Origin of the sequence: Streptomyces milbemycinicus, assembly GCF_002154605.1 — a bacterium.
Classification (GTDB): Bacteria; Actinomycetota; Actinomycetes; order Streptomycetales; family Streptomycetaceae; genus Streptomyces; species Streptomyces milbemycinicus.
Genome location: NZ_MUNE01000687.1, coordinates 1 through 22,636, shown reverse-complemented (window position 1 = coordinate 22,636; position 22,636 = coordinate 1). Strand labels below are relative to the sequence as shown.

The following is a 22,636-nucleotide window of genomic DNA, read 5'->3' as shown; positions in this document are numbered from 1 at the left end:
CGCCGACCGCATCACCGCCGACCTCGGACTGACGGTGCCGGTGGTCATACGTACCCGCGACGAGCTCGCCGCCGTCGTCGAGGCGAACCCGTACCCCGAGGCCACGGCCGAGCCCAAGACGCTGCACGTGGTGTTCCTGTCGGCCGCCCCGGCCGACCCGGCCCCGCTGGACGCCCTGGACCTGGCCTCGTACGCCCCGGACGAGTTCCGCCTGACCGGCCGGGAGATCTATCTGCGCGTCCCGGACGGCGCCGGCCGCTCCAAGCTGGCGGAGAAGGTCACGCGGGCGCCCCTCGGTGTCACGTTGACGGCCCGCAACTGGAACACGGTCACCAAGCTGCTGGCGCTGGCCGACGGCTGACCCACCCCAGCCGGCGGCTCGGCGCTCAGCTCCAGCCGTACCGCTGCCGCAGCCGGGCCACGACCCGGTCGAAGCGGGGCCGGTCCAGGGCGCAGGCCTCCCGGCGCATGCCCTCCGGATGGACCCGCAGCACCCGGTCGAGGTCAACCCACGAGTCGCGTCCGGCCCGGTCCCAGGGCCCGGCTCCGATGGCCACCCACTCGCGGTCGCCGTCGTGCCGCTTGCTCGACAGCTGTACGGCGAGCAGGGTCCCGCCGCGCTCCCGGGCGACCACGAGCACCGGCCGGTCCTTGCCGCGGCCGTCCATCTCCTCGTACGGCACCCAGGTCCAGACGATCTCCCCGGGGTCCGGGTCGCCGTCCGGGTCCGGCGCGTACTGCGTGCGCACCCGGCCGACCTGGCGCGGTTGGGCCTCCACCGTGGCCGTGGGGCCGGTGCTGCCCGGCAGCGGGGCGGCGTCGCCGTGTTCGTTGAATGGCGTGATCACGGCCCACACGTTAGCCCGTCCGTGGTTTCGCGTGGCGTGTGAGGTCCGCTCAGGTGGCAAGCCGTCGTACTGATGCCTTTGTGACTTCTGATGCGGGAAGGGGCAGAAGGTGCCAGATGTTCTCGACCCGGTGGCGGACCTCGTCAAGCGGCGGAAGGACCCGGTCGTCGTACAGACGCTGCGTTCGACGGCCGCGGCGACCATCGCGTACGTCGTCGCCCTGAAACTGAGCAGTGAACCGGCACCGCTCACCGCCCCGCTCACCGCACTGCTGGTGGTGCAGGTCACCCTCTACGCCACCATCACCACCGGCATCCGCCGGGTGAACTCCGTGGTCGTAGGCGTGATCATCGCGAGCGGGTTCAGCGCGCTGGTGGGGCTGACCTGGTGGAGCCTGGGGCTGATCATCCTGGTCGCACTGACCGTCGGCCATTTCGTACGGGTGAGCGAGTTCGTCGCCGAGGTGGCGATCAGCGCGATGCTGGTCCTCGGTGTGGCCCGGGTCGCGAACACTGCCTGGGACCGGGTGCTGGAGACGCTGATCGGCGCCGGGGTGGGCCTGGCCTTCAACCTTCTGTTCGCCCCGCCGGTGTGGGTCGAGACCGCCGGCGCGTCCATCGAGGACCTGGCCCGCCGGATGCGCCGGCTGCTGCTGCACATCGGCGAGGAGCTGGGCGGCCACACCCCCGTCGAGCGCGCCGCCGCCCGGCTCCACGAGGCCCGCCGCCTCGACCAGGACATCGCCCAGGTGGACGCCGCCCTCCGGCAGGCGGAGGACAGCGTGCGGCTCAACCCCCGCGTCAAGGAGGGGCTGCTCTACCGCGTCGTGCTGCGCACCGGCCTGGACACCCTGGAAATCTGCATGGTCGTGCTGCGCGTCCTGGCCCGCACCCTCACCGACCTCGCCAAGAAGCGCATGGACGAACCACTCTTCCCGCCCGATGTGGCGGCCGCCCTGGAAGACCTCTTCGTCCACCTCGCCTCGGCCGTCGAGAGCTTCGCGGTCCTGGTCACCACCCAGGTCAGCGCCAACGCCGAGGAGGCCGAGTCGCGGCTGGCCAATGAGCTCATCAAGGCCCATTCGAGCCGCGACGAGGCCGCCGAGGCGCTGCTCCAGCGCGTCCAGCAGCATCCGCGCCAGTGGCAGCTCCATGGGGCCCTGCTCGCCGAGATCGACCGGATCCTCGACGAGTTGGACATGGAGCAGCGCTCCATGCGTCTGATGGAAGAGCTCGACCGCAGCGCCCGCGAACAGCGCGAGCGCTACCCCTTCCTGCGCAAGATCCAGCGCTGGATCCGCGGGGACCGCACGGAGAACCAACGCACGGTCTGACCACACTCGGCGCTTTGGGCTGTACCAGGGTTTCCCTCAGCCACTTTGCCGGGCTTCACTCGGCGTGCCGCCCGGCGCTGTGTCTCCGATCAGCTGGTTGCCGTCAATGCTGCGCGCGCGGTGGTGAGGATCTCCTCGGAGAGCGGGGAGCCCTTGGTGGCCCGGGCCAGGACGAGTGCGCCGAGCATGGTGCACAGCCGGGTGATGCCGTCCTGGTCCTCGGTGCTGAGCCACTCGGCGAAGTCACTCACTCCCTCGGTGTAGACGCGGTGGGCGTCACGATCGCCCAGCCCGCGCGCCATGTCGGTGGCGAGTGCGGCGACGGGGCACCCGTCTGCCGTGCCGTCGCGGTGCTCTGTGGAGAGGTAGGTGTCGATCAGCGTCTGCTGGGCGGCGTCGCGCTGCCCGGCGTGCTGCTCGAGTCCGGCGTCGCGAAGCTGGGTGAGCTCCTCGAACGCGTGCGTGGTGGCTTCGTCGATAAGCGCATCCTTAGAGGCGAACTGCTTGTAGAAGCCTCCGTGGGTCAGGCCACATGCCTTCATCAGGTCGGCGACGCTGATGTGCGCGCCCTGCTCCCGGAACAGCCGGGAGGCGGTTTCCACGACCCGCCTGCGATTCTCCTGCGCTTGCGCCTGCGATACGCGGCCCATCAGCCACCTCCCATTTGGATGTCGGGCGACATCTATTCTATGCTCAAGTTTAGATTATCCCCGTAATCTAATTGATGGCCGGTTCACGCCGGCCCCGCAACGCTGGGAGCAGGCATGGAACTGAAGGACGCGGTGGCAGTGGTCACGGGCGCCAACCGGGGGCTCGGGCGGCACCTGGCCGCCCAACTCGTGGAGCGCGGAGTGAAGGTGTACGCGGCGGCGCGGCGCCCTGAGACCGTGGACATGGCCGGCGTGACCCCGCTCCATCTGGATGTGACCAACCAGGAGTCGATCCGGGCAGCGGCCCGTGCCGCGTCCGACGCGACGCTGCTGGTGAACAACGCCGGCATCTCCACCAGCACCCCTCTGCTCGCCGGCGGCCTGGATGCGGTGCGGCTGGAGATGGAGACGAACTTCTTCGGGCCGCTCGCTGTGACGCGGGCCTTCGCCCCGGTCATCGAGGGAAACGGCGGCGGCGCCGTACTCAACGTCCTGTCCGTGCTGTCCTGGCTGCACCCGGCCGGTCTCGGGTCCTACGCGGCGGCCAAAGCCGCCGCGTGGGCGCAGACCGACGCGGTCCGCGAGGAGCTGGCACCCCGCGGCATCACCGTCACGGCGCTGCACGTCGGATACATGGACACCGACATGGCCGCGGGCGTTCCCGCCGACCAGAAGGCCGACCCCGCCGATGTCGCGGCCCAGGCCCTGACCGGCATCGAGAAGGGCCTCCCCGAAATCCTCGCCGACGAGGTCAGTCGGCACGTCAAGCAGAGCCTGGCCGCCGTGCCGGCCTCGGCGTGAGGCCCCGCAGCCGTCGCCAGGACCGCCCACCCCACCATCGATGCACCCGCAGCACCCAGGAGACCTGATGCGTTACACGACCTTTGGACACCGGACAGGGCTGCGCGTTTCCGAGTACGCGCTCGGCACCGCGAACTTCGGCACCGGCTGGGGTGCCGGTGCGGAACCGGACGAGGCGCGCCGCATGTTCGACAGGTTCGCCGAAGCCGGCGGAACCTTCCTCGACACGGCGGACAACTACCAGTTCGGCCAGTCGGAGGAGCTGGTGGGGAAGTTCGTCGCCGCCGAGCGGGACCACTTCGTCCTGGCCACCAAGTTCACCAACGGAGCCACTCCGCAGCCCGGTATCTCCAGGACGGGCAACAGCCGCAAGAACATGGTCGCCTCGCTGGAGGCGAGCCTGAAGCGCCTCGGCACCGACTACGTCGACCTGTACTGGGTCCACTTCCCCGACGGCCTCACCCCCATGGAGGAGATCCTGCGCGGGATCGACGACCTGGTGAGCTCCGGCAAGATCCTCCACGCCGCCCTGTCCAACTTCCCCGCCTGGCGGGTCTCCCGCGCCGTGACCCTCGCGGACCTGAAGAGCTGGGCACCTGTCGCGGGCATCCAGATCGAATACAGCCTGGTCGAGCGGACCGCCGACCGCGAGCTGCTGCCGATGGCAGAAAGCCTCGGGCTCGGCGCCGCTCTGTGGTCCCCGCTCGGCGGCGGTCTGCTCACCGGCAAGTACCGCCGCGGCACCGAGGGGCGGCTGACCGATCTGAAGGCCGTGATCCACACCGAGAGCACCGATCAGAAGACCGCCGTTGTCGACACCGTCCTGGCGATCGCACAGGAGAGCGGAGCAACGCCGGCCCAGGTGTCCGTGGCCTGGGTCCGTGAGCGTGCCGCCCAGGCGGCGACCTCGTTCGTTCCGATCATCGGCCCGCGCGACCTCGCCCAGCTCGACAGCTACCTGGGTGCTCTGGATGTCCGGCTGACCCCTGAGCAGTTCGCCCGCCTGTCCGACGTCAGCGCGGTGCCGCCCGGGGTTCCCCACGAGGCGATCGCCGGCATCCGGGACACCGTCCAGGGAGGCGACGCGAGTCGGATCATCCCTCCGACCGTACCGGTGGCGTGACACCCGAAGCGAAGCCAGGAGGAGACGACGATGAGGGCCTTCATAGTCGAGCGATACGGCGACCAGGCCGGCGTTCGCGCCGGTGAGATGCCGGACCCGCAGATGGGCGCGGACGACGTCCTGATCCAGATCCACGCCGCGAGCGTGAACCCGCTCGACCTCAAAATCCGGGACGGGGATTTCAAGGCGTTCCTGCCCTACCGGACCCCGTTCATCCTGGGCAACGACCTGTCTGGCGTGGTGGTCAAGGTGGGTGTGGCCGTGACGCGATTCGCCGTGGGCGATGAGGTCTACGCGCGGCCCGACAAGGACCGAATCGGCACGTTCGCCGAACTCATCGCGGTGCACCAGGATGACGTGGCGATCAAACCGGCCACGCTGACCATGGAGGAGGCCGCCTCACTTCCCCTGGTCGCCCTGACCGCTTGGCAGGCGCTGGTCGAGCGAGCAGATGTTCAACCGGGCCAGAAGGTCCTCATCCACGCGGGATCCGGCGGCGTGGGCACCATCGCGATCCAGTTGGCGAAACAGCTCGGGGCGAGTGTGGCCACGACCACCAGCACGGCCAACGTCGACCTGGCGAAGGCTCTGGGCGCGGACGTCGTCGTCGACTACAAGAAGCAGGCGTTCGAAACGGTCCTCCAGGACTACGACGTCGTCCTGGACCCGCTCGGCGGCAAGACACTCGAGAAGTCCCTGCAGGTGGTCAAGCCCGGCGGAATGGTCATCGGCATCGCCGGCCCACCCGACCCCGCCTTCGCCAGGGAGCTGGGAGCGAACCCGATCCTCCGACTGGCGATGAGCGCACTGAGCTTCCGAACCCGCCGACGCGCCCGACGCCACCACGTGACGTACTCATTCCTGTTCATGAAGGCCAGTGGGGACCAGCTGCGCGAGCTCACCCCGCTCATCGACGCCGGCCAGATCCGCCCCGTCGTCGACCGCGTCTTCTCGTTCGAGTCCACCCGAGAAGCCCTGGAGTACGTCGAGAAGGGGCGCACGAAGCCCGGCAAGGTCGTCATCAAGATCGCAGAAGCTCCTCCCGGCTCCTGATCAAGCAGTTCCGTCTCCCTCCAAGCTGAAGATCAAGCCCTTGCCGGTCAGCGTCGTCTCGACCGACCACCCTGGGGCGAGCAGGTCGAGCAATTCCAGCCCTCGACCGTGGCTGTCCAGCACGGCGTGGGTACGCCGCTCGGGTTCCTTGGCGCTGCGGTCGTGCAGCTCGATCTGGATGGCGCCATCACATGGGGAATGGCAGATCAGGTCGAACTCACCGCCCCCGGAGTGCAGTACCGCATTGGTGGCGGTCTCACTCACCAGCAGCCGGATGACCTCGTGGTCGACCCAGGGGATCGCGGCGTACGCCTGTACGGCGAGGTCGCGCGCTCTGCCGACGGCGTTCACCCGGCAGGGATACCGCTCGGTTACCAGGACATAGCTGCGTTCACCCATGACCCACACCCTTCTGGGCACGGCCGGATGCCGCCGACCGCGCACGACGTCGAACTACGCACCGGAGTCGCACGGACTCATGGCGTACACGAGGGAGTCTGGGTCACGTGACTCGTCACGTGCAAGCCGGTCGCCTTGATCTCACCGCGGAGAGTCATGCATCGGTACCTGAGCGCTACTCTGACGGCATCAAGACCCTCGCCCTTGAAGGGAAACCGTGGCCATCAGCGTCAACGCGAACGCGATTTTCGCCATGCGCCGCGCGGGCGAGGAACTCCAGCGCCTGCGCGTCCAAGCCGACCTCAAGCAAGAGGACGCCGCAGCGGAACTGGGTGTTTCGCGGTACACCGTCAGCAAGATCGAGCGAGGCAAGGCGTTCCCCACCAACGATCAACTGAGCACGCTGCTTGACGCCTACAAGGCAAGCGCCGAAGAGCGCGCGGCCATCGCAGAGCAGATCGAGCAGGGCAGATCCTACGGTCGGGCCTGGTGGGAACAGCCGCCATTCCAGTCACTCTTCCACAGTGACTCCTACCGGTATTTCTACCTGGAAGACGCCGCCGAGCGCCTTTCGCTGCATTCAGGTACGTACGTACCGGGGCTGCTGCAGACTCGCGAGTACGTCGAGGCGATTGCCGCTTTTGGTCAGAAGCATGAAAGCACGGAGCACCGCGAAGCCTTCGTCGAGACCCGGATGAGGCGTCAAGAAGTCCTGACACGGAGCCACCCCGTAACTCTGGACGCACTGTGTTTGGAGTCCTCGCTGCGGGCGGTCGTGGGCGGCCGCGAAGTGATGCGCGCGCAACTTCAGCACCTGCTGGCCTCTCTGCGGAAGCAGAACATCAACCTGCGCGTCGTCCCCTTCGAGGCAGGGGCCCCGAGCATCTCTGGATACCCGTTCACCATTATCGACTTCCCAGGGACGGACAACCGCAGCGTGGTCTCCGAAGAGCGAGCCGGAGGTGACACGCTTCGAGACGATCCGGTCGAGGTTCGGCGCAGTCGCCGGAAGTTCGCAGACCTAGCAGCGCACGCGCTGAACCAGGAAGAAACCATCCGACGGATCGACGAAATCGAGAAAGAACTCCGATGAACCAGGAAAAGGACACTCTCTACACCACTCCACTCAACGGTGAGTGGCAAAAGGCTTCTTTCAGCAACGGTTCCGGTGAGAACTGTGTCCAGCTGATGGGGATATCAGGCGGCGTCGCCATAGGCGACTCCAAGCGCCCGGACCGTCCGGAGTTGCGCTACACCCCGAGCGAGTTCGCCGCCTTCGTCCAAGGCGTAAAGGCCGGAGAATTCGACCACTTGCTCAGCGACTGACGGCAAGAAAATCGGTGGCCATCCCGCTCGTCCGCGCCCCACAGTGGTGGCACATCACTGAACGAGGGACGGGGGGTCCCAACCATGTCGACGCTGCGTGTCACCGCTGAGCGGCTGACCATTCATGAACACCCGAACGCCGACGCGCTGGAACTGGCGCAGGTGGGTCTGTACCGGGCCGTGGTGGCCAAGGGGGCCTTCCGGTCGGGTGAGTTCGCCGTATACGTGCCGGAGCAGGCCGTACTGCCCGATGAGCTGATCGCCGAGCTGGGGCTGACGGGGAGGCTGGCAGGGGCCGCGCACAACCGGGTCAAGGCGATCCGGCTGCGCGGGGAGCTGTCACAGGGGCTGGTGTGCCGGCCGCGGGCGCTAGCGGAGGTGGACCTGGAGCGGGCGGCGCGGGAGGGCGAGGACTTCGCCGAACGGCTCGGGATCGTCAAGTGGGTGCCGCCGGTGCCGATCGCGATGAGCGGACAGGTGGAGCCCGCGCCGGATCTGATGCCCTGGATCGACATCGAGAACCTCAAGCGCTACCCGGACGTGTTCGAGGACGGGGAGCCCGTCGCGGTCACCGAGAAGCTGCACGGTACGGCGTGCTGTCTGACGTACGTCGCGGACGGCGGTGAGGTGCGGGTGACGTCGAAGGGGCTGGGTGCTCAGCGGCTGGCGCTGGTGGAGGACGAGAAGAACCTGTACTGGCGGGCCGTACGCGGCCACGCCGTGCCCGCGGTGGCGGCCCAGGTGGCCGCCGAGCTGGGTGCGGCGCGGGTCGGGATCTTCGGCGAGGTGTACGGGGGCGGGGTACAGGACCTCGGGTACGGGGCCGACAGCCGGCGCGGGGTGCCCGGGTACGCGGTGTTCGACATCGCGGTGGACGTCGACGGGCAGTCGCGCTGGCTGGGTCCGGAAGAGCTGGCGAAGGTGCTGGACAGCGGGCTGCCGGTGGTGCCGACGCTGCACACCGGGCCGTATGACGCCGGGCGGGTGCTGGAGCTGGCCGAGGGGCGCGAGACCGTCTCCGGCAGCGGGCTGCACATCCGGGAAGGGGTAGTGGTCCGGGCGGTGAGCGAGCGGCACAGCTCCGTGCTCGGCGGACGGGCCATCGCCAAGGTGGTCAGTGGTGCGTATCTGACCCGCAAGGGCGGCACGGAGTACGAGTAAGAGTGGAGCCGGGGTGGTCGGGGACTCGGTCCTCGGCCACCGCTGTGGTTGTCGGGCGCGGCCGTCCGCCCATGCGAAGCGGGCCCGGGGGCTTGGCCTGCCCCCGAGCCCTGTGATGCCGCCCAACTGCGCACGCCGGCTCGGTTGAGAGCACAGGTCAGTCTCATGCCGTCGTGTTCTACCTTTGAACTACCGCGCATCGAAGCTGCACGGGCCGGACTTGAACCGGCATCCGACGACTGGGGCCCGGCCCGGTCGATCCGGCGATCGGCGGCGAATGCTGAGTCTGGAGCGAGAGTCTGAGATTGATGCGGTCTGCCTCTGCCTGACTTGGGCTATCCCGGCCCGTGAATGAGCGCCGGGAGGAGGATTTGAACCTCCACTGACAACCGCGCCGTCACGACAAGCTTCAGCTTCAGCTTGCGCTCCTCGCGCACCCCGCCCGCGCTCGGGCGGACGGGGAGTTCATCACGCTACCCGAAGAGGTAGCCGAAGACCACGTCACCGACGCGCTGGTCGGCGGCCTCCGCGCCGTTCGCCTCCTCGCGGGCGAACTTGACCGCCTGCTGGAGCTTTTCCACGCGGTCCAGCAGCTCATTGACGCGGCGGGCCGGCAGGGCGCCGGAGAACTTGACGGTGGTCCAGTAGCCGACCGGGATGTCCTCGTAATAGACCTCGACCTGGGCCGGGTGCTTGTCCGTGGCCTCCGCCTTGACGTGGTTGCGGGGGACCTTCTTTGTGCGGACGGTGCGGACCGGGTCGGTCTTCCAGGAGTCCGTGGAGGGGTCCAGTGACCAGGACTCGGCGGCGTCGAGCACCGGGAGCTTGCGGACGAGGCCGTTGAGGTCGGTCAGCTGCTTCTCGAGGAAGAGGAGATAGGAGACCGGGACGTCACGCAGGAGGGTGCGGCCCTCCACCGTCACATCCGCCCTCGCCGAGCAGTTCGACCAGTCCTTGGTGGCGGTGACGTCGAAGAGCCGGGTGAGGATGGCCGCGGTGTCGCGCAGCACGTCTTCGGCCTTGACCTGCACCCGGGTCGACTCGGGCGGCAGCTGCTCACCCTCCTCGTCCTTGGGCTGGTACGTACGGGATATACCGGCCAGCAGGGCCGGCTTCTGCAGACCGTGGTGCGCGGCCGTCAGGTCCTGCTGCGACTTGGACTTGACGCCCTTCTCCACGGCGATGATCTGATTGAGTTTCGCCACACCCGCACGTTAACAGGCGGGTGTGACAGCGATCGAACGAATTGTTCGGTGGCTCAGGGGGCCTCAGGCGGCTCAGTAGAGGGGGTAACGGGAGCGCGGGAGGACTATGCCGTCGAACTCGTACATCTCGATCGACTGGTGGAACACGGAGGAGAAGTCGTCGGCGAGTTCGGCGATGGTGCCCCGGCCCTCGATCTGCGCCAGCCACATCGGCGGCAGGCGGAGGTCGCCGTAGTGGGCGCCGAGCAGATTGCCGCAGATGGAGCCCGTCGAATCGCTGTCGCCCGAGTGGTTGACGGACAGCAGCATGGCCTTCTGGAAGGGGGTGCGCCGCCACTTGGGGTCGTAGCCGGTCCCGCCGCCCTTGCTGTAGAGGGTGCGCCGCGGCGCCGTATGGGCCAGGGCACAGTAGACCGCGATGGCCAGGGCCTCCTCGGCGACCCAGCCGCCGCCGAGCGATTCGGTCTTCTCCGGGGTGGGCTCACCCTGCGCGGCCAGATCGACGGCCTTGCGCAGCGCGGCGCTCGTCTCCTCGTGCCCCGGGTAGCGGGTGAGCAGTTCCAGGGTGCGCAGGACGGCGCCTTCCAGGGAGTCGCCGTCGAGGATGAGGTCGATCATCGCGGCCAGGGCGCCGGCGGCGTAGTAGCCGGTGGGGTGGCCATGGGTGATCTGGGCGCAGCGGGCGGCGAATTCGAACGACTCGCGGGCGCCCGCGCCGATGAGGCCGAAGGGGGCGGAGCGCATCACCGTGCCGCACCCCTTGGAGTTGGTGTTCACCGGGCCGGGGGTCCCGTCGAGCGCGTCGGAGGACGAGGGGATGTGCTCCTGGGCCAGGCCGGACAGGCAGGCGCCGCCGGGGGCGCGGCGGGCGTACAGCCATGTCTGCTCGCGCAGCCAGCCGGAGCGGACCAGGTCCTGGTCCTGCCGCGGGGGCGGCGGCGCGGGGTGGTTCTGGGTGTCGAGCCAGCGCAGATAGGAGTGGCGCACGATGGCGACCTCGGCGCCGCCGATGCCTTTGGCCGTGGACCTGGCGCAGGCCCGTATCAGCCCTTCGGCGGTGAACATGCTCATCTGGGTGTCGTCGGTGATCCGGCCGATGACGCCCTCCGAGTCCGGGACGAGAGCGGTGATCCCGTCGGGCCCGTAGGTCTCGCGGATCCTGTGCAGGGACAGGAACTCGATCGGGTTGCCCAGTGCGTCGCCGATCGCGCCCCCGAGGAAGCAGCCGCGGATACGGGCCCGCCTGGCGGCCGTTTCGTCCCATGACTCGCGGATCATCGCGCGGCTCCTCATCGCCCGGGGTGTCGCCCGAGGTCTGCGCTGATCGATGTGCTCAGGTGCTCGGGCGCTCAGACGCTCAGGTGCTCAGGTGTTCGGGCCATGATCCCAGACCGCGGATCCGGGATCGCACGGGGAGTACGGCGTTAGATTCGTAGTGGTAGGTAGTGGGAGATGGTGCGCCATGCCGAGCCGACTGATCCGTACGGGCGACGAGCCGCTGCATGCGCGCAGCCCGCTGCGTATGCGGTGTGCGCTGGCCCTGTGGGGGCTGGCCTGGACCGTCGCGGGCACAGTGGCCTTCTGGCTGGTCCACCGGCCCGGCTGGGCGGCCGTCTGCGGGGTGCTGGCCGCCGTCACCCTCACCGATCTGGTCCTGGTCGTCCGGCACATCCGGCAGGGGCCGCACTACCAGCCCGGCCGGGATGTGCCGCCGTACGCGCCGGTGCGCGGCCCGTATCCGGCGGGCCCGCGGAGGCCGAGGCTCAGCCGTTTTCGCCGAAGCGCGCGGCCTTGACGAAGTCCGGGCGCGGGTCGAGCGCCGCCGCCAGGCGGAAGTGGCGGGTGGCCTCGGCGGGGCGGTTGGCGCGCTGCAGGGTGCGGCCGAGGGCGAAGTGGGCGAACGCGTTGTCCGGTTCGCGCTCCAGGACGAGCTGGAACTCGAGCTCCGCCGCTCGCAGCTGCGCCGCGCCGAAGAAGGCGCGCGCCCGCAGCAGCCGGGCCGCGGTGTTCTCGGGGTGGGCGGTGATGACCGAGTCGAGCAGCTTCACCGCGCCGCGCGGGTCGCGGGCGGCCAGCAGCTGCTCGGCGGCGCGGTAGTCGATGACATGGGTCTCGGGCGTGGGCTCGGGCACAACCGTTTCCTTCCCGGAGCGCGCTGACGATCACCGTCGGCACGCGCTGGTCGTCGGACGAGGTGATCGATTGGTGCGAGTGGTCTGATCGTCGGTGCGAGTAGTCGTCGTACGAGTGGTCGTCGGTACCGGCAGTCGTCGGCACAGGTGATCGTTGGTACGCGGTACACAACAATGGCGCCATACGGCGCATTCCCGCCAGAGCCCCGGCGCGACCGCACCGCGGTGTCCGTCAGCCCTCGGTCGGCGCGCCGCCCGCCGCGCGCTCGACCAGATCCGCCCAGACCTTTCTGACCTGCGGCTCCAGCTCCTCCAGCGGGCCGTCGTTGTCGATCACCACATCGGCCACGGCCAGCCGCTCCTCGCGCGTCGCCTGGGCCGCCATCCGGGCCCGCGCCTCGTCCTCCGTCATACCGCGCAGCCGCACCAGCCGGTCGAGCTGTGTCCCGGGCGCCGCGTCGACGACCATCACCATGTCGTACAGGGGTGCCAGACCGTTCTCGGCGAGGAGGGGGACGTCGTGGACGACGATGGCGTCCGGCCCGGCGGCCGCCTCCAGCTCGGCGGAGCGGGCGCGGACCAGGGGGTGCACGATCGCGTTCAGCGCGCGCAGCCGCTCCGGGTCGCCGAAGACGATGCCGCCGAGCTTCGGGCGGTCCAGGGCGCCCTCGGGGGTGAGGACGCCGGGCCCGAACTCGGCGACCACGGCCGCCAGTCCGGGCGTCCCCGGCTCGACCACCTCGCGGGCGATCCGATCGGAGTCGATCAGCACCGCTCCGTACGAGGACAGCATGCGCGACACTTCGCTCTTGCCCGCGCCGATTCCGCCCGTGAGTCCCAGCCTCAGCATGGGGTCAGCCTATGCGGTCCATGCCGGGCCCGGTCCAGACCGTACGCGGTCCCGGACGTACGCGGTCCCGGACGTACGCGGTCCCGGACGTACGCGGTCCCGGACGTACGCGGTCCCGGACGTACGCGGTCCCGGACGTACGCGGTCCCGGACGTACGCGGTCTAGGCCGTCCCGTCGCCCTCCCGCTCGGCCAGGAAGCGCTCGAACTCGGCCCCCAGCTCATCCGCCGAGGGCAGCTCGACCGGCTCGGCGACCAGGCTGCCCCGGCTCTCCACCCCGGCCACCGCGTCGTACTGGTGCTCAAGGCCGCGGACCAGCGCGACCAGGTCCTCGTCCCCTTCCGAGATCTGCCGCTCGATCTCCTCCTGGGTCTTCAGCGCCTCGTTGCGCAGCGCATGGGCCGCGCCCGGCAGCACCAGGCCGGTGGCCGCGGTGATCGCCTCCAGCGCGGTGAGCGCCGCGTCGGGGTAGGCGGAGCGGGCCAGGTAGTGCGGGACGTGGGCGGCGACGCCGAGCACATCGAGGCCGGCCTCGGCGAGCCGGTACTCGATGAGGGATTCGGCGCTGCCGGGCACCTGCGCCTCGTCGAAGTAGCCACGGTGACCGGGCATCAGGTCGGTGCGGTTGCCGTGGGGGGTGATGCCGACGGGACGGGTGTGCGGCACGCCCATGGGGATGCCGTGGAAGTTCACCGACAGCCGCACCCCCAGCCGCTCGATCAGCTGGCGCACGGCCACCGCGAACCGCTCCCACTCCACGTCCGGCTCGGGCCCGGAGAGCAGCAGGAAGGGGGCCGCGGTCGCGTCACGCAGCAGGTGCAGCTCGATCGCGGGGGTCTCGTAGTCGGTCCAGCGATCGCGCTTGAAGGTGAGCAGGGGGCGGCGCGCCCGGTAGTCGACGAGCCGGTCGTGGTCGAAGCGCGCGACGACCTGGTGCGGCAGGCCGTCGAGCAGCCGCTGCACGATCTGGTCGCCGGTCTCGCCGGCGTCGATGTAGCCGTCGAAGTGGTAAAGCAGCACCAGCCCGGCCGAGTCCCGGGAGGTTATCGCGTCGACTTCCGCGAGTCCGCTCGGCTCCCATGCGTACAAATCCTGCGGATCTAGCACTGTGACCGCTCCTCCTTGTGTTCCGTTTCGGGAACGTCGGGCGGCGGCGCGGCATTCCCGGCCTCCGCCCTCGACTTCGCGTCATCCGCACAACCGACTGGATCAAGACAGTACGCGGCGGCGCTCAGCGATGGCGGCATTTGGGGCGAAGGAGACGGGGCCATGCCGCGCGGGCATCGGCGCAGTTGGGGAAGTCGCCCGCGAAATAGGCATGATCGCTGGCCTGTTGGGGGCAGTGGGAGCCAGGGCCGCGCCGGGTGACGCGACGGCGGTGGCGCCCGACACCCTTTCATGCATCACACACACTTCTCGCCGCGGGTCGAATACCGGTCACAGGGCGTCATGAAGGGGTTGACGCGCCCAGGCGACGCCCCTAGCTTCGCGACCCGTCAGAGGTTCACGTTGTCGTCTCATGTTCAGCCACAAGAACATTTACGCGTCACGAAGGTGCCACCCCTGACCACGGCAGGAAGGCGGAACCCCCCATGCACTCCCGCACCCCCACCCGCACACGTGCCCTCGTCGCCGCGCCCGCCGCCGGGATCCTCGCCATGGGCGGGCTGGTCGCCGCCGGAACGGCCGCGGAGGACGGCCGTGAGCGCTCCGTCCGGCCGATCCCCGTCTCCGACGCGGCCCAGCTCAAGGACGCCCTCGCGGCGGCCAGGCCCGGCGACACCATCGAGCTCGCCGACGGCACCTACCGCGGCGGCTTCGTGATCACCGCCTCCGGGACCTCCGGCTCCCGGATCACGCTCACCGGCTCCCCGAAGGCGGTGCTCACGGCGAGCGACGGCTACGGGTTCGGGCTGCACCTGGACGGCGCCTCGTACTGGACGGTCCGGGGCATCACGATCACCGGCGGCCGTCAGGGCATCATGATCGAGAGGGCGGAGAGCGTCACGGTCGACTCCGTGACCGTACAGGGGGGCGCCTAGCCGCTTGTGGGCCTGGACGCGCTCCCCAGCGCCTGGACACGCGTAAGGCCCACGCGTAAGGCCCGCTCTCCAGGAGAGCGGGCCTTACGTCGGTCAGCGACCGGTCAGCCGGTCAGCCGAGCTCAGCTCTGGCCACCGGCCAGCTTCTCGCGGAGCGCGGCCAGCGCCTCGTCCGACGCCAGGGCGCCGGAGTTGTCGGCCGACTCCGAGGAGTACGAACCGCCGCCGGACGCCTGGCCACCCTGCGCCGGGGCAGCGCCGCCCGCCTCGGCAGCGGCCTGCTCGTCCGCCTCGCGCGACTTGATGACCTGCGCCTGGTGCTGCTCGAAGCGCTGCTGCGCCTCGGCGTACTGGGTCTCCCAGGCCTCGCGCTGGGTCTCGAAGCCCTCGAGCCAGTCGTTGGTCTCGGGGTCGAAGCCCTCGGGGTAGATGTAGTTGCCCTGGTCGTCGTAGGACGCGGCCATGCCGTACAGGGTCGGGTCGAACTCGACCACGGACGGGTCGGCACCGAAGGCCTCGTTGGCCTGCTTCAGCGAGAGGCTGATGCGGCGGCGCTCGAGGTCGATGTCGATGACCTTGACGAAGATCTCGTCGTTGACCTGGACGACCTGCTCCGGGATCTCCACGTGGCGCTCGGCCAGCTCGGAGATGTGGACCAGGCCCTCGATGCCCTCGTCCACGCGGACGAACGCACCGAACGGCACCAGCTTGGTGACCTTACCCGGGACGACCTGGCCGATCTGGTGGGTCCGGGCGAACTGCTGCCACGGGTCTTCCTGGGTCGCCTTGAGCGACAGGGACACGCGCTCGCGGTCCATGTCGACGTCCAGGACCTCGACCGTGACCTCCTGGCCGACCTCGACGACCTCGGACGGGTGGTCGATGTGCTTCCAGGACAGCTCGGAGACGTGGACCAGACCGTCGACGCCACCCAGGTCCACGAAGGCACCGAAGTTGACGATGGACGAGACGACGCCGGAGCGCACCTGGCCCTTCTGGAGGGTGGTGAGGAAGGTCTGGCGGACCTCGCTCTGGGTCTGCTCCAGCCAGGCACGGCGGGACAGGACCACGTTGTTGCGGTTCTTGTCCAGCTCGATGATCTTGGCTTCGAGCTCCTTGCCAACGTAGGGCTGAAGGTCGCGGACGCGGCGCATCTCCACCAGGGAGGCGGGGAGGAAGCCACGGAGGCCGATGTCGAGGATGAGACCACCCTTGACGACCTCGATGACGGTACCGGTGACGATGCCGTCCTCTTCCTTGATCTTCTCGATCGTGCCCCAGGCACGCTCGTACTGAGCGCGCTTCTTGGACAGGATGAGGCGGCCTTCCTTGTCCTCCTTCTGGAGGACAAGGGCCTCGATCTCGTCGCCGACGGCCACGACCTCGTTCGGGTCGACGTCGTGCTTGATCGAAAGCTCGCGAGAAGGGATGACGCCTTCGGTCTTGTAACCGATGTCGAGCAGGACCTCGTCCCGGTCGACCTTCACGATGACGCCGTCGACGATGTCGCCGTCGTTGAAGTACTTGATCGTCTCGTCGATCGCGGCGAGGAAGGCTTCCTCGGAACCGATGTCGTTTACCGCCACCTGCGGGGTGGTGCGGGTTGCCTCGGTGCTGCTCGTCATGTGGGAAAGGGCTCCGGTTACGGACATGAAGTCGTAGGTACTGCTACGCCGGGGACCCGTTATCGCACTGCAGAAGCCGGACAGCCTCGGAGGCGTTGATCTCTTCCCGAGGGATCGAAAAGCGCCTCGGTGACCGAGGGACATACAACAGATGCGAGCGCGACCTGCTCCGTCTGAGGCGCGCAGGCCCGCAGCGCAACTTGTAGCATACGGGGGCAGCCGGGCATGGTCAATGCACGAAGAGCACACGCGGGACATTTCGCCCCAAACCCGGCAAGTCGCACGGTCCGTGCTGCGACGCGGAGTCCAGCCGTTCCCCACAGCCACAGGTCGATACAGAGAGTACGACGACGCGCCCGATGGTCCAAGAACACATGCCCCGTGCAACCGACGAGCCCGGTGCGCCCGGTGCCACCGAAGATCTCCCGACTCCCCTAGCCGGCGAGCCCGAGGACGAGCCCACAGCCACCCGGCGGATCGCCGACGACGCGGAGTCCAGCCGGGCCAGCCGCGGCTGGTGGGACCGCAACGCGGACGAGTACCAGGAGGAGCACGGCGGCTTCCTGGGCGACGACCGCTTCATCTGGGGCCCCGAGGGGCTCGACGAGGCCGAGGCCGGACTGCTCGGTCCGGCGGACGGCCTCAAGGGGCTGGACGTCCTGGAGGTCGGCGCGGGCGCGGCGCAATGCTCGCGCTGGCTGGCGGCCCAGGGGGCGCGGCCGGTGGCGCTCGACATCTCGCATCGCCAGCTGCGGCATGCGCTCAGGATCGATACCGAAGCGCGTACGTCCGGCCCGGGGCCGATCGCGCTCGTCCAGGCCGACGCCACGGTGCTCCCCTTCCGGGACGCCTCCTTCGACCTCGCCTGCTCGGCATACGGGGCGATCCCCTTCGTCGCCGACCCGGTGCGGGTGATGCGCGAGGTCCACCGGGTGCTGCGGCCGGGCGCGCGGTGGGTGTTCTCGGTGACGCACCCCATACGGTGGGCGTTCCCGGACGAGCCCGGCCCCGAGGGGCTGAGCGTCGCCTCCTCCTACTTCGACCGCACGCCATATGTCGAACAGGACGAGACGGGGCGTGCCGTCTACGTGGAGCACCACCGGACGCTGGGCGACCGGGTGCGGGACGTGGCGGCGGGGGGCTTCAGGCTGCTCGACCTCGTCGAGCCGGAATGGCCCGCCTGGAACGAGCAGGAATGGGGCGGCTGGTCCCCGCTGCGCGGCAATCTGATCCCGGGGACGGCGATCTTCGTGTGCGAGCGGGGCTGAGGGACCGGGCGGGGGCGCGCGGCGGGCCGCGCCCCCTCTGCCCCCCCTGTTCCTCTTCCGCTCCGGCTCCCTTCTGGCTGACAGGATGACCAGATGACCGCCCGCCGTACGCCCCGCACCGACGCGCTCGATGCGCTTCCCGTACGCGACGCCGTGCCCGCCCTGCGGCGCGCGCTCGACGACCGGGGCGCGGCGGTGCTGTGCGCCCCGCCCGGGACCGGCAAGACGACTCTGGTGCCCCTGGCGCTCGCCGGGGCGGCGGACGGCGGACCCGCCCGGCGGGTGCTGGTCGCCGAGCCGCGGCGGATCGCGGCGCGGGCCGCCGCGCGGCGGATGGCGTGGCTGCTGGGCGAGGACGCGACGGGCGGCCGGGTCGGATTCACGGTGCGCGGGGAGCGGCGGGTGAGCCGCGAGACCGTCGTGGAGGTGGTCACCACCGGTGTGCTGCTGCAGCGGCTGCAGCGCGACCCCGAGCTCGCCGGGGTCGACGCGGTGGTGCTCGACGAATGCCACGAACGGCATCTGGACGCCGATACGGCCGCCGCCTTCCTGCTGGACGTACGGGCCACCCTGCGGCCCGACCTCTGGCTGATCGCCGCGTCCGCGACCACGGACGCGGAGGGCTGGGCCCGGCTGCTGGGCTCGGACGGCGAGCCGGCGCCGGTCGTGTCCGCCGACGGCGTGTCCCACCCGGTGGAGGTGGTGTGGGCGCCGCCCGCGCGCCCCGTCCGCCCGCCGCACGGGATGCGGGTGGACCCCGCCCTCCTCGACCACGTCGCGGCGGTGGTGCGGCGCGCGCTGCGCGAGCGGGAGGGGGATGTGCTGTGCTTCCTGCCGGGCGTCGGGGAGATCGCGCGGGTCGCGGGGCTGCTCGGCGGCGCCGACGCGGAGGTGCTGCAGGTGCACGGGCGCGCCCCGGCGGCCACGCAGGACGCGGTGCTCGCGGGCGCGGGGCCGACGGGGCGACGGCGGCGGGTGGTCCTGGCGACCTCGGTCGCCGAGTCGAGCCTGACCGTCCCGGGCGTACGGATCGTCGTGGACTGCGGGCTGGCGCGCGAGCCGCGAATGGACCATGCGCGTGGCCTGAGCGCGCTGACGACCGTACGCGCCTCACGGGCCGCGGCCCGGCAGCGGGCCGGCCGGGCCGGGCGCGAGGCGCCGGGCACCGTCTACCGCTGCTGGCCGGAGGCCGAGGACGCCCGGCTGCCGCGCTTCCCGTCCCCTGAGATCAGCGTCGCGGACCTGACCGCGTTCGCGCTGCAGACGGCGTGCTGGGGAGACCCCGACGCCTCCGGCCTCGCGCTGCTCGACCCGCCGCCGGGCGGCGCGCTGACCGCCGCGCGCGAGGTGCTGACCGCCATCGGCGCCGTGGACGACGCCGGGCGGGCCACGGACCGGGGCACCCGCATGGCCCGGCTGGGCCTCCACCCCCGGCTCGCACGGGCCCTCCTGGACGGCGCACCAGAGGTCGGCGCGCGCCGTGCGGCGGAGGCCGTGGCCCTGCTCAGCGAGGAGCCGCCCAGGGAGTACGGCGACGACCTGGCAGCCGCATGGCGCACCGCCCGACGCGGTACGGACCCCTACGCCGCCCGCTGGCACCAGGAGGCCCGACGCCTTGAGAGCGCGCTACGGTCCGCCGGGCGCCCTGCGGGACAGGCCGCCGGGGCGGCCCAGGCGGGGGCCGAGGCCGACGGCCACGCCACCACGCCGGGCGCCCGCGGCGCCGGGGCGGTGGGCGATGACGCCGTCGTGGGGCTGGTCGCCGCGTTGGCGTTTCCGGAGCGGGTGGGGCGGCGGCGGGGGGAGCGGGCTTATTTGATGGCGTCCGGTACGGGCGCGGAGCTCGGGGAGGGGTCCCGGCTGCGGGATGCGCCGTGGCTGGCAGTGGCGGTCGCGGACCGGCCGGTCTCGGCGGCGTCGGCGCGGGTGCGGCTCGCGGCCGTCGTGGACGAGGAAACGGCTCGTATCGCGGCGTCGGCCCTGTACGAGCGGCGGGAAGAGGTGGGCTGGTCCGGCGGGGACGTCGTGGCGCGGCGGGTGGAGCGGCTGGGGGCGGTGGAGCTGGCGGCGCGGCCGTTGGCCGCGCCCGATCCGCGGCTGGTGCACGCCGCGCTGCGGGACGGGCTGCGCGGTGCGGGGCTGGGGCTGCTGCGCTGGTCCGCCGAGGCCGTCGCCTTACGGCAGCGGCTGGCCTTCCTCCACCGGGAGCTGGGCGCCCCCTGGCCGGATGTGTCCGACCCGGCGCTGCTTGCGGAGCTGGACGCCTGGCTGGGCCCGGAGCTCGACCGGGCGCGGCGGCGGGCCGACCTGGAGCGCGTGGACGCGGGCCAGGCGCTCGCCCGGCTGTTGCCCTGGGCGACCGGGGACGCGGCGCGCTTCGACGAGCTGGCTCCCGAGCGGGTACGGGTCCCCAGCGGCTCGCGGGTGCGGGTGGAATACGGCCAGGAGCAGCCCGTGCTGGCCGTCAAGCTGCAGGAGCTGTTCGGGTGGCAGGAGACGCCGCGGATCGCGGGCGGGCGGGTGCCGCTGCTCGTACACCTGCTGTCACCGGCCGGGCGCCCCGCCGCGGTCACGGCCGATCTGGCGTCCTTCTGGCGGGAGGGGTACCGGTCCGTGCGTGCCGAACTGCGCGGCCGGTATCCCAGACACCCCTGGCCGGAGGACCCGGCGGCGGCCGAGCCGACGCGGCGTACCAACTCCCGTCGCTGAGCCTCCGGGCCGCCGGGCTGCCAGGCCGCCGGGCTGCCGAGGTCCCAAAGCCCCGTCAGCACTCGATGAGGCTGCCGAAGTCGCCCGCCCCGGGGAACGGACGCCCGACCCGGTACGGGGCGATCCAGACCAGTGCCTGCTCGAAGGTCATATACGAGCCGTTGTCCGTGCACTGGCCGACCACCAGCGCGTTCCCACCGCAGCGCCACGCCGCGTAGTTCCACGGCGACTCGCCCTCCCCGTCGCGCACGGTGATCTCCGGCTCCCCCAGCCGCTGAGTGAACAGGGCCACGGCGGCCCGCCACTGCGCGTCGAAGTGGGCGCGGCCGGTGTCGCGTTCGAAGCGCCACTCGGGGTCGTCGGCGTGGTGCTTCTCCAGCCAGTCGATATTGCCGCTGAGCCCGCCCGTGGCCAGTTCCTCGTCGAAGTCGTCGGCCTCGTAGTAGTAGCAGAACGGCAGATGGCACTCTTCGTCCTCGGCCTGTTCCTCCGGCGGCGCGGCGAACCATTCGGGGACGACGTAGTGCCCGGTGTTGGTGGCGAAGGCGGCCGTCCAGGCGCCGTCGTCCACCGGCGTCCAGCCGAAGCGTTCGGCGGCGTCCCCGGTGGCGCCGGGCGTCCATTCCAGGCGCGCCAGTTCGACGAGCTGGTCGGCGAGTTCGGGGCTGGGCAGGCAGGTGGTGGTAGGCATGGGCGTACGGTACGGGCGTCCACTGACAGTGCCGCCAGACTCGGCAGACCTGGTAGACCCGACAGCACCGCCGACGACCCGTACAGCACCACCCACCCGGTTACACCGGGGCGGGTACCGGCCGTGGGGCCGGGGACTCGTCATGGGCCTCGGTGCCGCTGCCCGGGCGGCGGCTGCGGGCCTCCAGGACGAGGGAGAGCGTCAGCAGTCCGGCGCCCAGGGCGAGGAAACCCCAGGGCAGATAGCTGGTGAGCAGAAGGACCAGCTGCCGCTGGGACTTGACCATCTTCACGGTGTGCTCGATGTAGTCCTCGCGCATCTTCACATGGCCGGAGAAGACGGTCACCTTGTCACGGCCGCCGAGCAGCGTGCCGCCGCGCAGCTCATCCCGGTGGATTTCCTCCCCGTTGACGGGGGCGCCGGTGGTCGGGTCGACCCAGAACATGCGCTTGGTGGAGTACCAGCGGGTGGTGCCGGCCTTGCGGACGGTCTCGGGGGTGATGCCCTCGACCGGCATGGTCTTCGGCAGCTTCACCTTCGTCCAGGGGATCGTCTGCTCGAAGTAGTAGACCTTCAGGCCGCGGAAGTTCTGGGTGCCCTTGTAGTGGATGGGCGCGGAGGTCCTGGTCTGGGCGTCGAAGTAGGTGTAGTCGCGCTTCTCGGTGAGGAAGGGCCACTTGTACTCGATGCCTTCCCGGCGGACCGCGTCCCCGTCGACGTGTTCGCCGCCCTGGTGCACGGGGTCCTGGGTGTGGGCGTCGAAGACATAGCGCTCGGGGACCTTGGAGACCATCTTGCCGTCGGGCCCGGCGATATACGACAGGGCGTCCCAGACGACGACATCGCGTCCGGCCGCCTTCCCGGCCTTCTTCGCCGCCTCGACGTTTCCGCGGAGCGTCTGCACGATGCTGACCTTGGCGACCTTTTTGGGCTGCATGGTGCCGTAGTCGAGCAGGACGGCGGGCTTGGCTTCGAGGACGGCGGTCTGGTACTCGCTGGGCGGGATCTTGGCCAGCCGGGGGAAGGCGTACCAGCGCAGCAGCGGCGAGAGGGCGGCGAAGAAGACGGCGAAGGCGAGCAGCACCAGGCTGGCTTTGCGGCGCATGGCGGTATGTCCCTCCCTCGGGGCTCAGGGGTGCTCGGGGACGGTGGTGAGCAGCGGTTTGGGGGAGGTCTTGCCGCTGGGGACGCCGATGGCCGTCACCGTGAAGACGAGGGCGAGGGCGGCGGCCAGTCCGATCGCGGCGGCGGCGAGGGCGCGCATGTCTCAGCCTCCGGTTGCTGCGGCGGCGTACGGGCGCTCTGACGGTGCGTCAGGGCTGGGGCACCGTAGCAACGCAGGCCGAAGATGAGAACACGAAGCAACACGAAGATGAGAACTGGTGGGGAGCGGACGTCACACCGCCCCTGGGCCCGATGG

24 protein-coding genes are annotated in these 22,636 nt (G+C 70.5%); 12 read left to right on the top strand and 12 right to left on the bottom strand.

Annotated elements, in window-relative coordinates; all coding sequences use genetic code 11:
* The coding region (locus CCN51_RS42910; RefSeq protein WP_245881797.1) for a DUF1697 domain-containing protein at positions 1–361 on the top strand (361 nt) is incomplete at its 5' end.
* Positions 362–386: 25 nt separating this feature from the next.
* On the opposite strand, the gene CCN51_RS42905 is transcribed toward CCN51_RS42910, so the two are convergent.
* Entirely contained in the window at positions 387–857 is a 471-nt protein-coding gene (locus CCN51_RS42905; RefSeq protein ID WP_014180575.1) for a type II toxin-antitoxin system PemK/MazF family toxin, read from the bottom strand.
* 100 nt (positions 858–957) lie between these two features.
* On the opposite strand from CCN51_RS42905, the gene CCN51_RS42900 reads away from it, so the two are divergent.
* Positions 958–2,181: an FUSC family protein gene (locus CCN51_RS42900; protein ID WP_043487825.1), complete on the top strand. Its 1,224-nt coding sequence runs from the start codon at positions 958–960 to the stop codon at positions 2,179–2,181.
* 89 nt (positions 2,182–2,270) lie between these two features.
* Here the strand turns inward: CCN51_RS42900 and CCN51_RS42895 are convergent, their stop codons facing one another.
* Positions 2,271–2,831, bottom strand: coding sequence for a TetR/AcrR family transcriptional regulator (locus CCN51_RS42895; protein ID WP_043487823.1), 561 nt, complete (start codon positions 2,829–2,831; stop codon positions 2,271–2,273).
* Between the two features lie 114 nt (positions 2,832–2,945).
* Between CCN51_RS42895 and CCN51_RS42890 the strand changes: the two genes are divergently transcribed.
* The 3 genes from CCN51_RS42890 (at position 2,946) to CCN51_RS42880 (ending at position 5,808) form a co-directional block, all read left to right on the top strand.
* On the top strand, positions 2,946–3,632 hold the full coding sequence (locus tag CCN51_RS42890) for an SDR family oxidoreductase (protein WP_014180572.1): 687 nt from the start codon (positions 2,946–2,948) through the stop codon (positions 3,630–3,632).
* A 67-nt stretch (positions 3,633–3,699) separates the two neighbouring features.
* Positions 3,700–4,755 (top strand): aldo/keto reductase, encoded by a 1,056-nt coding sequence (locus tag CCN51_RS42885; RefSeq protein WP_014180571.1) that lies wholly within the window; start codon positions 3,700–3,702, stop codon positions 4,753–4,755.
* 30 nt (positions 4,756–4,785) lie between these two features.
* Complete coding sequence (locus CCN51_RS42880; RefSeq protein ID WP_014180570.1) at positions 4,786–5,808, top strand: NADP-dependent oxidoreductase; 1,023 nt, start codon at positions 4,786–4,788, stop codon at positions 5,806–5,808.
* Here CCN51_RS42880 and CCN51_RS42875 read toward each other — a convergent pair whose 3' ends face one another.
* Complete coding sequence (locus CCN51_RS42875) at positions 5,809–6,207, bottom strand: ATP-binding protein (protein WP_014180569.1); 399 nt, start codon at positions 6,205–6,207, stop codon at positions 5,809–5,811.
* A gap of 217 nt (positions 6,208–6,424) precedes the next feature.
* Here CCN51_RS42875 and CCN51_RS42870 point away from each other — a divergent pair, with 217 nt between their 5' ends.
* The 3 genes from CCN51_RS42870 (at position 6,425) to CCN51_RS42860 (ending at position 8,694) form a co-directional block, all read left to right on the top strand.
* Complete coding sequence (locus CCN51_RS42870; RefSeq protein WP_014180568.1) at positions 6,425–7,300, top strand: helix-turn-helix domain-containing protein; 876 nt, start codon at positions 6,425–6,427, stop codon at positions 7,298–7,300.
* On the top strand, positions 7,297–7,533 hold the full coding sequence (locus CCN51_RS42865; protein ID WP_014180567.1) for a DUF397 domain-containing protein: 237 nt from the start codon (positions 7,297–7,299) through the stop codon (positions 7,531–7,533). Before CCN51_RS42870 ends, CCN51_RS42865 begins: the two co-directional genes overlap by 4 nt.
* An 84-nt stretch (positions 7,534–7,617) precedes the next feature.
* Positions 7,618–8,694, top strand: a complete 1,077-nt coding sequence (locus tag CCN51_RS42860) for an RNA ligase (ATP) (RefSeq protein WP_014180566.1) — start codon at positions 7,618–7,620, stop codon at positions 8,692–8,694.
* A 473-nt stretch (positions 8,695–9,167) separates the two neighbouring features.
* Here the strand turns inward: CCN51_RS42860 and CCN51_RS42855 are convergent, their stop codons facing one another.
* Positions 9,168–9,899 carry a DUF7873 family protein gene (locus tag CCN51_RS42855; protein WP_014180565.1) on the bottom strand — a complete coding sequence of 244 codons (732 nt, stop codon included), beginning with the start codon at positions 9,897–9,899 and terminating at the stop codon, positions 9,168–9,170.
* Positions 9,900–9,971: 72 nt separating this feature from the next.
* Entirely contained in the window at positions 9,972–11,177 is a 1,206-nt protein-coding gene (locus tag CCN51_RS42850; protein WP_014180564.1) for an ADP-ribosylglycohydrolase family protein, read from the bottom strand.
* Between the two features lie 184 nt (positions 11,178–11,361).
* On the opposite strand from CCN51_RS42850, the gene CCN51_RS42845 reads away from it, so the two are divergent.
* A complete protein-coding gene (locus CCN51_RS42845) occupies positions 11,362–11,694 on the top strand; it encodes a DUF6343 family protein (protein ID WP_014180563.1) in 333 nt (110 codons plus the stop codon).
* Here the strand turns inward: CCN51_RS42845 and CCN51_RS42840 are convergent.
* The 3 genes from CCN51_RS42840 to CCN51_RS42830 all read right to left on the bottom strand — a co-directional run bounded on the left by CCN51_RS42840 (position 11,663) and on the right by CCN51_RS42830 (position 13,988).
* Complete coding sequence (locus CCN51_RS42840) at positions 11,663–12,031, bottom strand: tetratricopeptide repeat protein (RefSeq protein ID WP_014180562.1); 369 nt, start codon at positions 12,029–12,031, stop codon at positions 11,663–11,665. The genes CCN51_RS42845 and CCN51_RS42840 overlap by 32 nt on opposite strands.
* Positions 12,032–12,263: 232 nt before the next feature.
* Positions 12,264–12,881 (bottom strand): dephospho-CoA kinase, encoded by a 618-nt coding sequence (coaE, locus tag CCN51_RS42835; protein WP_014180561.1) that lies wholly within the window; start codon positions 12,879–12,881, stop codon positions 12,264–12,266.
* Between the two features lie 162 nt (positions 12,882–13,043).
* Positions 13,044–13,988: a PAC2 family protein gene (locus CCN51_RS42830; RefSeq protein ID WP_014180560.1), complete on the bottom strand. Its 945-nt coding sequence runs from the start codon at positions 13,986–13,988 to the stop codon at positions 13,044–13,046.
* A gap of 485 nt (positions 13,989–14,473) precedes the next feature.
* Between CCN51_RS42830 and CCN51_RS42825 the strand changes: the two genes are divergently transcribed.
* On the top strand, positions 14,474–14,923 hold the full coding sequence (locus CCN51_RS42825; protein ID WP_014180559.1) for a hypothetical protein: 450 nt from the start codon (positions 14,474–14,476) through the stop codon (positions 14,921–14,923).
* Between the two features lie 122 nt (positions 14,924–15,045).
* Here CCN51_RS42825 and rpsA read toward each other — a convergent pair whose 3' ends face one another.
* Positions 15,046–16,548, bottom strand: coding sequence for a 30S ribosomal protein S1 (gene rpsA / locus CCN51_RS42820; protein WP_014180558.1), 1,503 nt, complete (start codon positions 16,546–16,548; stop codon positions 15,046–15,048).
* A gap of 374 nt (positions 16,549–16,922) precedes the next feature.
* Between rpsA and CCN51_RS42815 the strand changes: the two genes are divergently transcribed.
* Entirely contained in the window at positions 16,923–17,816 is an 894-nt protein-coding gene (locus CCN51_RS42815; protein ID WP_055414322.1) for a class I SAM-dependent methyltransferase, read from the top strand.
* Between the two features lie 93 nt (positions 17,817–17,909).
* The gene (hrpB, locus tag CCN51_RS42810; protein WP_014180556.1) at positions 17,910–20,525 is read left to right on the top strand and encodes an ATP-dependent helicase HrpB; all 2,616 of its coding nucleotides are present in this window, start codon (positions 17,910–17,912) and stop codon (positions 20,523–20,525) included.
* 55 nt (positions 20,526–20,580) lie between these two features.
* On the opposite strand, the gene CCN51_RS42805 is transcribed toward hrpB, so the two are convergent.
* The 3 genes from CCN51_RS42805 to CCN51_RS53865 form a co-directional block, all read right to left on the bottom strand.
* Positions 20,581–21,216, bottom strand: a complete 636-nt coding sequence (locus tag CCN51_RS42805) for a hypothetical protein (RefSeq protein ID WP_014180555.1) — start codon at positions 21,214–21,216, stop codon at positions 20,581–20,583.
* 100 nt (positions 21,217–21,316) lie between these two features.
* The gene (pgfA, locus tag CCN51_RS42800) at positions 21,317–22,321 is read right to left on the bottom strand and encodes a cell envelope lipid trafficking protein PgfA (RefSeq protein ID WP_014180554.1); all 1,005 of its coding nucleotides are present in this window, start codon (positions 22,319–22,321) and stop codon (positions 21,317–21,319) included.
* A gap of 24 nt (positions 22,322–22,345) precedes the next feature.
* Entirely contained in the window at positions 22,346–22,480 is a 135-nt protein-coding gene (locus CCN51_RS53865) for an SPW_0924 family protein (RefSeq protein WP_014180553.1), read from the bottom strand.
* Positions 22,481–22,636 lie beyond the last annotated feature (156 nt).